General features: G+C 70.1%; 9 protein-coding genes and 1 pseudogene. 2 read left to right on the top strand and 8 right to left on the bottom strand.

Annotated elements, in window-relative coordinates; translation table 11 throughout:
• Window positions 1-484 (top strand): hypothetical protein (locus AB0947_RS42390; protein WP_366755698.1); only part of this gene is annotated, 484 nt, incomplete at its 5' end.
• A 290-nt stretch (window positions 485-774) separates the two neighbouring features.
• On the opposite strand, the gene AB0947_RS42385 is transcribed toward AB0947_RS42390, so the two are convergent.
• From AB0947_RS42385 to AB0947_RS42355, 7 genes and pseudogenes are all read right to left on the bottom strand, one after another.
• Window positions 775-1,209, bottom strand: coding sequence for an SMI1/KNR4 family protein (locus tag AB0947_RS42385; RefSeq protein ID WP_366755697.1), 435 nt, complete (start codon window positions 1,207-1,209; stop codon window positions 775-777).
• A gap of 859 nt (window positions 1,210-2,068) precedes the next feature.
• The gene (locus AB0947_RS42380; protein ID WP_366755695.1) at window positions 2,069-2,593 is read right to left on the bottom strand and encodes an ATP-binding protein; all 525 of its coding nucleotides are present in this window, start codon (window positions 2,591-2,593) and stop codon (window positions 2,069-2,071) included.
• Between the two features lie 96 nt (window positions 2,594-2,689).
• Window positions 2,690-2,854, bottom strand: a pseudogene (locus AB0947_RS42375) (AraC family transcriptional regulator); the annotation flags it as partial.
• A 1,974-nt stretch (window positions 2,855-4,828) separates the two neighbouring features.
• Window positions 4,829-6,184, bottom strand: a complete 1,356-nt coding sequence (locus AB0947_RS42370) for an FG-GAP-like repeat-containing protein (protein WP_366755694.1) — start codon at window positions 6,182-6,184, stop codon at window positions 4,829-4,831.
• A gap of 559 nt (window positions 6,185-6,743) precedes the next feature.
• Complete coding sequence (locus AB0947_RS42365) at window positions 6,744-7,472, bottom strand: hypothetical protein (RefSeq protein ID WP_366755693.1); 729 nt, start codon at window positions 7,470-7,472, stop codon at window positions 6,744-6,746.
• A 284-nt stretch (window positions 7,473-7,756) separates the two neighbouring features.
• A complete protein-coding gene (locus tag AB0947_RS42360; protein ID WP_366755692.1) occupies window positions 7,757-8,134 on the bottom strand; it encodes a hypothetical protein in 378 nt (125 codons plus the stop codon).
• A gap of 24 nt (window positions 8,135-8,158) precedes the next feature.
• Window positions 8,159-8,527, bottom strand: coding sequence for a hypothetical protein (locus AB0947_RS42355; RefSeq protein WP_366755691.1), 369 nt, complete (start codon window positions 8,525-8,527; stop codon window positions 8,159-8,161).
• Between the two features lie 104 nt (window positions 8,528-8,631).
• Between AB0947_RS42355 and AB0947_RS42350 the strand changes: the two genes are divergently transcribed.
• The gene (locus AB0947_RS42350; RefSeq protein ID WP_366755690.1) at window positions 8,632-8,796 is read left to right on the top strand and encodes a hypothetical protein; all 165 of its coding nucleotides are present in this window, start codon (window positions 8,632-8,634) and stop codon (window positions 8,794-8,796) included.
• Window positions 8,797-9,123: 327 nt separating this feature from the next.
• Here the strand turns inward: AB0947_RS42350 and AB0947_RS42345 are convergent, their stop codons facing one another.
• Complete coding sequence (locus AB0947_RS42345) at window positions 9,124-10,071, bottom strand: hypothetical protein (RefSeq protein ID WP_366755689.1); 948 nt, start codon at window positions 10,069-10,071, stop codon at window positions 9,124-9,126.
• Window positions 10,072-10,135 lie beyond the last annotated feature (64 nt).

The raw sequence follows: 10,135 nt of genomic DNA, 5'->3' as shown, positions 1-10,135 counted from the left end.
CCTGGGCCGTGGGGGTGCCGCGGCGTGGGTGCAGCCGGGTGGCGGTGCGGCGCAGCCCGGCCAGTTCGGGGACGACCGCTTCGACGTCGGTGGGGAGTTTTGGTCGGTGCAGCTACTTGATGCACCGTTCTTCGGGCCAGCGGTAACCGTGTACTACGACCGATCGGTCGGCCTGGCAGGCATCGCGGTCAACGCACTGCGCGGCCCGCAGGTGACCCTGGACGGGTTGACACTCGTAGGTCAGGTGCCGTCACGCTTGGAGGATCAGTTCATCGACTACCTCAAGACGCACACGAAGGAACCGCAGTATTCGCAGCATGCCGATCCGTGCTCGGAGCAGCTCGGTCTGGTGCTTCGGGCTCAGCGGGCCGGTGACCTCGTGCTGAGCCGCCCGGTCATGGTGGCCGAAGCATGGGCCGACCGTTGCGGGGACACCACGGAGGGCTGCATCCCCCAACAGGAATGGAAAACCTTCGAGTGGTGAGCGCCGGCAGGCCCTTCCAAAGTAACTGCCGAGCGAATGCCCTCCTCCCCATCTCTTCCTCCGACATCACGCTTTCAAGTTCAGTAGCGGCCGGCGCAGCTCATACTGAACCAGACGTAGGAGATCGACCTGCGCGCCGCACAGCAAAGGACACCTTCTCCGCCCCAAGAGCCGACTCGACAAGGGCAGCCGGGGCAGGCGCTGCGCGACCTAAGCTGCTTGGTGCGTTCTGCCGCCCGGTTCCGGCGCAGCCCTGTTCGCAATCCCAAAATGCGTCAGTGTTTTGTTTATTATTCATACCAATTTTCTCCACCAGCCGCAAGGTATCGGTGAACATAGTCTCGCAAGTCTCTGGCAACCCATCGACGACTATCTGTCTCATGCTGCCAGACAAAAATGTCGCGCCTTGGTGGTTCCACAACAAAAGCGAAAAGGTCACCGCCGCCATTGTCTCCAAGGAACAACAAGGGATTGAACGGCATGTAGAGGTTGCCGAATCCTGCAGCCTCTCTCATTTCGCGATTGCGTGACACGATACCTGCGGCGGGCCACACAAACCCGCATCCGAATTCATCAAAAACTCCGTTGGCCTCGCGCAGGAAGGACTTTAGCTCTGCGGGAAACTCCAGCCCGAGGGCCAACTCGGCTGAGGCGAGTTCACTCTCATCAACTGGATCCGCGAGGTCAACTTCCTCAGAGAGAGAAGAAATGAACTCAACCCACATCAACTGCCTCCTTGACTTGTGAAAGTAAGAGAACACGAAGGGCGGCAGTTCAGCAATAGTAAACCGGACAGGGCGCAGCACCGCGCTCGCCGTCTTCGTCTTGCCACGGCGTAGGTCCTGCAGTGGATCGGTGTCAGTGGGGTCGGCAGCGACAGGGGGTGTCAGTCTGCCACCAGGTCACTGCCAAGCCGGTTGATACGGCGGACGGCTCCGCCGAGGACCGCTACGGCAACGGAGCACCGCTACGAGGCAGGGGACAGGTGTGGGTCATATCCGTGTTGCAGGGCGGCCACAGGGCTTCCTGTCCCCGGTCCGGGCGGAAGGCGGCCTCGATCGGAGTATGGGCAGCAGGCCAGCGGAGGCCCGCAGGCCCCTGGAGAACGCCGATCAGCGCGCCGCCGGGGAAACCCCCGTACCCGTGACCCGTTGGAGAGATGCCGCAGAGCCGTCTGGCGGCTCTGCAAGCCATCGACCTGGGATGGAGCCCGTTCGGCTGAGACGTGGTACGGCAGCACTACTTCGCCCTCGCCCACACCCGGGGCCGGCCGCTCCCGAGGCCCGGCTCGTAAAGCTCACCACGGCCGGCAAGTGGGCGCTCAACCCGAGCGCAGCCCGGCACTACCACGCCGCGAAGGACCCCCCCCGACCGCAAGCACATCCAACCCGTCGACATCGACGGCGAAGCGGTCGACAGCAAGCTCGGCACCTCCCTGGACCACACCCGGCGCCGGCCCGACAGACTCACCCCGAACGACGCGCCCAACTGGACCGCGTTCTGTAATTCCCTCGTGAGCCGAAGCAGGGCAGTTGCCACATAGGCAGTCTTGTTGTCACCTGCAGGGTGCGGCGCCGGAAGGTCTCAACTCTTGACGGTCTCCGCGATCTGCTGGGCGGCCTGCGCAGGGGTGAGGTGCGTGGTGTCGACGACCTCGGCCTCGGCGTGCAGCCACGTACGGGCCGCCTCGGCGTAGGACTCGAGGTACCGGAGACGGAACGGGGAGTTGGGGCCGAGAACGGTGTCGCCCGCGATGCGCGCGCGGAGGGTGTCCTGGTCGGCATGGAGGACGAAGTGCCGGACCGGAATATCGTGCGCGGTAAGACCCGAGCTGATCTCGCGCCAGTACTGCTCGACCAGGACGGTCATGGGCATCACCAGGGTGCCGCCGGTGTAGTCGAGGATGCGTCGGGCGGTCTCGACCACGAGGGGCCGCCACGGTGGCCAGTGCTGGAAGTTGTCCGTCGCGGGCAGCCCCGGCGTGATGTCCATGAGCGTCTCGCCGACCTTCTCGGCGTCGAACACCCGTGAGTCCGGAATCAGCTGCTGGAGGAGCGTGCTGGTTGTCGTCTTGCCCGCACCGTGCGTGCCGTTGAGCCATACGATCATGGACCTGACGCTACTGAACTTGAACTCGTGATGTCGGGTTCATCGCGAGCTGACGTGCGTCAGATGTGGGCCCTGACTTGCCGCACTGGATGTCCAAGGGCGCTGCCCGGTCACCTGGACCCCGCTCATCGACGTCACCACCGGCGCCGGCGTCGTGACGAAGGCTTCCAGGCCGTCCGCCCGGCAGCGGTTGATCAGTGCGGAAGCGATGAAACTGTCGAGCTCGTTGAACCCGTCGAAGGTGACCACGGCTACCTGCATCACAACCCCTTCATCAGCCGCACCGAACCCGCAGTCTCGCCCACCGCCCTTCTTTCGCACCAGCCGCTCACGTGTCTGTTCCCGTCAGCGGGCTGTCATGCGGCGAGAAGTGGCGCCTTCTGCGGGGAGGTAAGCGTCCGGCCCAGGCGGGTCAGCGGGGACAGGGCCATCAGCGCCGGTGACAGCGGCATGCCCGCCGCTGTCACCGGCCGAATTCGGCGCGGCCGGACGGTCCGGCGAGGCCGGGCGCGGGCCGGGCTGGCGCGCGGGCGACGGCACGACACCACAGCCGCGCCAGGCGCAGCACGGGCGGGACCCGCGCGGGCGGGACAGCGGCACGCGGCCCGGCCGGCGAGCACAAACACAGGCACAGCGGCCGGACGGCCGGGGGGGCAACCGGGCGGCGGCCGACAGGGCCGGTCAACGACCAGGAACGCAGTAAGCATTGAGGGAGCGGCGAGTCCTGTGGTCTACAGGCTCGGGTGCCCGGTCGTCACGGCCCCGCCGGGCAGACCCGCACAGCCGTCGCCGGCGCCTGCCGGCGAGCGCTCCTGATCGGTTCCAGAGACGTCACCGAGCGCAGAGGAACGGCGCCCGGTTTGGGGCCGTAGCCGGTCCCGTCCGCGGCGGCGGGTGCGCGCGGGGCCCGCGGGTAAGGCCGCCCCGCCGGCCGGGCCTGTGGAGCTCGCGCCGCTGCGCGACCGGCTGCGGGCGACGAAGGGGCGGCTCACTCTCCAGTCCCTCGCACGACCGGACGGCCCCCCGGGGCATACCCGTCTCGGCGCGCATCCTGCACCGGGCCCTGAACGGACGTCTTCCCACCCAGTACACCGCCCCCGCAAGCGCCCGGAACGCGGGTACCGGTGAGGACAAGGCCGGGCGGGCGCGGGCGCCGAGGCCGCCGTACGCCCCAAGCCAGCCCGGAAAGCCGGCAGGGGGTACGTACCGGGCGCGGGATCACCACCGGAGCGGGACCGGTCGGGGACCACCAAGAAGGTTCAGGCGGATACCGGCAGCCACGGGCCTGCGTCAGTTGACCGCCTCACCCGAGCACCCCGGCACCAGACCGCGGACCAGACCCAGCCTGACGGAGACAACCGGACGGCCCCGGCGGGCAGCCAGGCGGGGACCGCACACGGGGCGCACGACGAGCAGCAACATGGACGCGGGCAGCCGGACCCAGGCCCAGCCCGGCGGGACGGGGCGCGCGGGCCGGCACAGCGCCGCGGTGACACTGCGGCCCGGGTGCGAGGCGCGGGCGGGCATGGCGGGAGCGCGACGTTGCCGGGAGGCGACAGGACGGCAGGCACGGGAAGTACGGCTGCGAGCGCGGGAAGTACGGCGGCGGGCGCGGACGCGGCCGGGCCGGGCGACGGGCGTCCTCCGGGCACGGCACCGCACGGCGCCGGGCTGTCGACAGTCATGCAATTCCCCACGGATCGCGCCGTCGGCTTTACGCACCCGCGAACTCGGTCCGATGACCGGCTCAGACGGCTACACGAACGGGCAAAGCGTCCGCGCGTCCGTAGGCGAGCACTTGGGCGAGGACTTTACGGAACTGGACGACAGACACCGACCCGAAAGGGCAGGCCACCCGCGGGCTGTACGTGACGGCGACCGAGACCGTGTCGACCCGGGTAGCCGAGGAGCTCGTCCCGGAAGCTCCTACGCACGGCGGCGGCCCCCGCGCGGTGGGCCGATCCCGCCTGGCTGGGGCCTTGATCGCCGCCGACCACGACAGCCCGCTGCACGGCTTTACGGGGGCGCTGGCGCGCCCGCCTCCGCGACGCCGGGCCGCCGATAGGGCGATCCGTGGCGGCTGAGGCGGGAGCAGCAGCCCGCCACGATGGCCGGCCGGTTACGCGTCATAGCGGCCGAACAGCAGTCGGACCCCGAACACCGCTTCCGGATCGAGCAGTTGATCAGCGAGGTCCGGGAGCAGCTGGTGCAGCCATACGAGTCAGCTACGCCACATCACTGCAGGAAGCTGTCGATGGGTGCCGCGTGGTATTCCGTCGCGCCCGCGGTGGTGATGCCGCCGGCTGAACCGGGCAGCCGCAGAGCGCCGGCACCGCTCACGTACAGGTCGGCCGTTCCGTCACCGTCCGTGTCGCGCAGCCGTACCAGGCCACCGAACTGCTCGTCGGCTGTCAACACACCCGGGACACCCCGGGTGTTGCGGGCGAACCACTGTGAGCCGGCACCGGACAGGCCGCCCGCCCGCCCCTTGAAGATGTGCACGCCGCCCGCGTAGTCGTGGTCATCGATCTCCTCGCCCGGCACGCCGACTGCGAGATCCGCGTAGCCGTCGCCGTTGACGTCACCCGCCGAAATGGATGAGCCGAATTCGTCCCGATTCTCGGGAGATCCGGTGACGCCACTGGTCGACTGGGTGAGGCGGGTGCTCCGGGACGGGCCGGCGGACGAGCCGTACCAGACGCTGACTCGGCCTTTGTGCTTCGAGTAGAGGGGTGTGCCGACGGCGATGTCGCCGTAGCCGTCCTTGTTGAAGTCGGCGATGACACCGTCGCCGCCGCGTTCAGAGCTGCCGCCGTTGCCGGATTCCGACTCCAGGCGGAGGCTCTTGCCCGGGGTGAGTGAGCTCGCGCCTCCCTTGATGAACCAGACGTCGGACGCGATGTATTCGGGGCTGACCACGTCACCGATGATCGCGAGGTCGGTTTTCTTGTCGCCGTTGACCTTGCCGGAGATCAGCGCGGTGGCGTAGAAGGACGACGTCTTGTCGAGCTTGGTCACGGTACCGGTGGTACCGGTGCGCTTGAAGGGGCCGCGGTAGACGTAGGTCATGGACTCGTTGATGACGGCCAGGTCCTGCTTGCCGTCCCCGTTGAAGTCGCCGGTCGCCAGGTCCTTGCCCATGTAGTTGTTGCGCCCCGGGTTCTTGTTCGGCAGAGCCGTACCCGTGGACAGGCCGGAGGGGGACCCCCAAAGGATCGTCACGGCGCCTTGAAAATGGTTCTCGCCGGTCGCTGCCACCGCGAGGTCGCCGTAACCGTCGCCGTCGAAATCCGCGGCGGCCCGCACCTCGCCGAACATGTCGTCGGCCTCGTCGGATCCGGGCACGCCAGGGCTCGCCTGAGTGATGCGCTGCTGCTTGGGGCCGGGCCCGGTGGCAGTGCCGAAGACCACGGTGACACCGCCGCCCCCTCTTGCGCTGAAGCTCGAGTACGCGTAGTCGCGGTACCCGTCGCCGTTGAAGTCGTCGCCGTGCCGCGCGGGCGCGGCGCTCGCTGCCGCGGTGGGCAGAGCGAGGGGGATGAGGCCCGCTACCACGAAGGTGGCGAGCGTGGCCGTTGTGCGGACGGGCATGAGTATCGGGGCTCCTTGTGATCGCGCAGACAGCGGGCTCAACCGGCGGGCGAACGGGGCGCGTGGCCGCTGGTTCGCGGGGCCCCACGTCGTTCACCGAAAGTCTCCCGAGTGACGCGTGGGGTCCACCGAACAGGAGACCAGCAGTGGGGCCGAAAGGTTGCACGTTGACGCAGGATGCGTCGGCTGTTCCTGGGCGCAGGAAGTGGGCGCCAAACACAAGATCCTCACCCTCGCCGAGTTCCTGCCCCTGCTGCCGGCGGCCGAGCCGCACCCCGATCCAGGCTTCGACACCCTGGCCCCGGGAGCAGTTGCTGTTCCAGGACCGCTCCGGCGCGCGCTGGTGTGTGGCCTGTGGCGGGTTCGCGGTCCGCTGGCTCACGCCCGAGCAGTGCGCGCACTACCGTCGCTGCCACGAGTCGGCTCGATGACAAGCGGCGGAGACCGCGGGCGTGGTGCCCGCGGTCGCCACCACCAGGCGGGCTCGCGTCAGAGCCCGGTCAGGAGTGTGCCCTGTTCAGGTGCTGCCCCGTGCCGGGCACGGCAACGGGACAGCAGGTCAGACCACGAGGTTCAGGCGGCCGGGCGGACGGCGAGGTCGGCGGCGATCCGCGCGAAACGGACAGCCTCCTGAAGGGTGAACATGCAGTCGGCGTCGGTCAGTTCGTCCTCGTCGAGGATGCGGGCGGCCTCCCGCATCGTGCGCAGGGCCGCCGCCGCAACGACCGCGACCGGAGCGGTCGTGGTGTAGATGCGCTCCCACATCCTCGGCTCGGTGAGCCATCCGCCGCACCCCGTAGATCGCCGGATTGCGAATGTGGCTGGCGCCGAGGAGCCGGTCCAGGACGTCCGCGGCCGCGCGCAGCAGGTCCGCGCTCGCCGATTCCTCTTCCTCGGCGGCCATCTCCAGCACCATGTACACGACCTGGACGAGGGGCGCGTCGTGCACCGTGACCTCGCCGACGGCGTGCTCGTCCAGGGCGGGCTGGAGGCGCGCACGGGCGGTGAGGCCGCCGGGCGCCCGGAGCAGGGCGTGCTTCAGTTCGCGGTCTTTCACAGCCCAGGCCACCGCTTCGTCCACCAGGCGGGCGGCCTTCTCCCCGTCAGCGCCGAGGCCGGCGCGCAGTTGGGCGGCGAGTCGGCGGGCGGGCTCGGCGTAGGCGGGCTCCTGGCGCGCACCGCGCGGGCCGAGTTTGGCGCGCAGCAGCTCGGTGTACTTGTCCTTGGTGCCCGTGGCCTTCTGCGCGGCGCGGGCGCGCTGGCCGGCGCGGGACTGGTTGCGTGGCATGACGTCGTCTCTCCGGGCACCCCGCGCCTGCCCGCAGTCGTGCGGGTGGGTGTCGCGGGCCCGGGTGGGGACCTTGGCCGTCTGAGCTGTCCCGGCGCGGGCGGGGATGCAGCGGCGGCGGTCGGCGGTGCGCGTCCTGCCGGTCGGCATCGTAGCGGAAGCCGCCCGCCCTCCCTCGCCGGTTCACGGGGACCGTGCTCCGTACTCGCGGGAACCCTCGGCCTCCGGGTCGTACCGTGCGTGGGCGTAGGGCTCGTTGAGGCGGCGCCGTGGCGGCGACTCGCTCACCCTCGCAAGGGTCTTGGCCTGTGGTGCCGCGGCGTCGTAGGGCGAATCCGCCGGCCTCCCTGGTCGGGTAGCGCTGGGCGTGTCCGTCTCCCTGCGGGAACGGTACGGGGCAGGGCCGCCTCTTCGGCGGAGATGACCGCGCTGCGCGCCTCCGGCTGCACCTCGCGGACGAAGGCGCGGACGTCGGAATGGAGGCTTCGGGCTTCCACGATCGTCAGCGGCGTGTCCGTCTCGGCCGCCAGTCGCGCGCCGGCGGCGAGGAGGGTCTCCCGGCCACCGCCGCCGACGTCGTAGGTGATGCGTCCGCCCCTGGCGATCACGAGCGTCTCGACGGCCTCCGCGATCCGCGGGTGCTTCAGCACGCTGCTGTCCACGCGATCACTCCCCCTTCGTCGCGGTCAGTAGTCGTTGTAGAAGGTGGCGGAGGTCTTGCAGTACGAGCGGCGCTGCCCGCTCTTGATCACGCAGACCCACAGCTTGTAGGAGCGTTTCTCGGCGATGTTGTAGCGGCCGTCGGCGGCGCTGACGACGGTGCACTGGCTGTCGTTGTAGCTGTCGGTGACGCGGTAGACGTGCGCCCCGGCGGCGGTCTGGACGTCCATCAGCGCGCGGTAGCCGTCGGTGTTGACGTCGCACACCTCCAGCCGGTCGCCCTGTTCGCGGAAGGTCGCGGCAGCGCCGCTGCCGTGCGGGCCGCCGCTGTACCACCAGGTGGTCACCGCCGCGGCGGTTCCGGCGTTGGCCGCCATCAGGGCACCCAGCGCCACGGCGGGTACGGCGACGCGGGCCGGGCCGGGTTCACGCGGACCGGCCCCGGATGAGCGAACGAGATCCGGCCGGTCTTTTCCCGGGCCGGGATGCGTGAGGCCACATGGCCCAGACCGTAGCCCGCGACCTGCTGACAGCATGGGCGCAGCTCCGGGACCTGCGTGACCCCCCGATCACCTGGGCAGTCAACTGCGCCGGCCTGAAGCAGACCGAGGTCAACGACACGGCGCACGTCTCGCGCAGCACCATCGCCCGTCTGCTGCCCTGAGGCTCGCCAGCCGCCCCCAGGCCGCCGACTCAGCGTGCCGGATACGTTCCGACGCCGCCGGTTCCCTGAGTTCTTACAGGGCGCTGGGAGGCTGCGTCGGCTCGAAGACGCTCTGCGGAGTGTTCAGCTGGGGGGGACGTCTGGCGCAGTACCTGTGCCAGATCGCGGTGTATCCGGTCGGCTTCGCCGCGGACCTGGACGGGGATGTCGCGGCGTTCGGCGACGAGGCGGTCGTAGACGGGGGTCCCGAAAACACGGTGGGGCGGTTTCCCTTCAGCGGCCGGTGCGCCGGACTGGCGCAGCATAACGGCCCGGAAACCCCCCAGCCTAAGGCGGGGCGTTCACGTAGGACGGCATCCCCATGAACCTGCGCACCATCCTCACGGGCCCCGCGCCCGGCACCGTCCAGGTCGCCGTCGGCGCGCAGCTCATAGGCGCGCGCGGCGCCGATTTGGGCATCGGCGAGGTGGGCTGCCTCGGCGGCCGTCCAGCAGCGGGCCGGGTCGGCCCTCGCGGTGAACGGCCGGCCAGGTCGGACCCCAGCGGGTCGAGGTTCCATCCGGCATCCGCCCACTGGGCGGGTGAGCGGCCGGTCAGGGCGGCGGCGTCGCCGGCGTCACGGACCGCGAGGACGCGCAGCATCCGGTACAGGCGGTGCGGGGTGAAGACGGTGCCGGCGAGCGCGGCAGCCGCCCCCTCGTTCGCGCCGATGGTGGCGTAGGCGGCCGCCGCCCGGCCATAAGCCTGCGCGTACGCCTGAAGTGCCGCCCGCCGTTCCCCGGTCAGCGGCAGGACGTACTCGGTCATGCGGGCCGGTTCCCGGCGGGCGACGTAGATCCTGCCGGCCTCCTCGTCCACGTGCACAAAGTCGGCGAGGTGCTCGCCGGGGTAGTCCGTGGGCACCTCGTACAGGCCCTGCGGCCGGATGCCGGGAAGGGGGCTCAGACGTCCTTCGGCCGCATCGGGCGGGGGCGGCGGGAAGTCGTCGCCGTACCTCAGTCCCAGCAGCCGCCAGCCCTGACTGCGCACCGCATCGGTGGGATCGTCCGCGCTGACGGCCACCACGTCGTAAGCATCGGCGGGTTCGCCCGCGAGGCCGGTGCGCGGAACGCCTTCCGCCCGCAGCACCGTGCCGGGCTCCCAGGTGATGCGCCGCCGGGCGGTCTCCCACAGGGACGCTCCCAGGCAGAGAGCAGCAGGACCGCCGACCGCGAGGCGCACACCCCGCGGACGACACCACCACAGGTGTCCGCCGTCCTCGATCCCTCTGCTCAAAGGAGCAGCATCATGACCCGGGACAACGTTCCCGCACCCGTCCAGCCGCCCGACCCCGCACCCG

The organism is Streptomyces sp. NPDC047841, assembly GCF_040704085.1.
Taxonomy (GTDB): domain Bacteria; phylum Actinomycetota; class Actinomycetes; order Streptomycetales; family Streptomycetaceae; genus Streptomyces; species Streptomyces argyrophylli.
The sequence above is the reverse complement of the archived record's forward strand: the minus strand, read 5'-3'. Positions and strand labels throughout refer to the sequence as shown.

Bases quoted from the DNA above. Each gene is read 5' to 3' on its own strand.
- AB0947_RS42385 (WP_366755697.1), bottom strand. From the start codon at position 1,209: ATGTGGGTTGAGTTCATTTCTTCTCTCTCTGAGGAAGTTGACCTCGCG.
- AB0947_RS42380 (WP_366755695.1), bottom strand. From the start codon at position 2,593: ATGATCGTATGGCTCAACGGCACGCACGGTGCGGGCAAGACGACAACC.
- AB0947_RS42370 (WP_366755694.1), bottom strand. From the start codon at position 6,184: ATGCCCGTCCGCACAACGGCCACGCTCGCCACCTTCGTGGTAGCGGGC.
- AB0947_RS42365 (WP_366755693.1), bottom strand. From the start codon at position 7,472: ATGCCACGCAACCAGTCCCGCGCCGGCCAGCGCGCCCGCGCCGCGCAG.
- AB0947_RS42350 (WP_366755690.1), top strand. From the start codon at position 8,632: ATGGCCCAGACCGTAGCCCGCGACCTGCTGACAGCATGGGCGCAGCTC.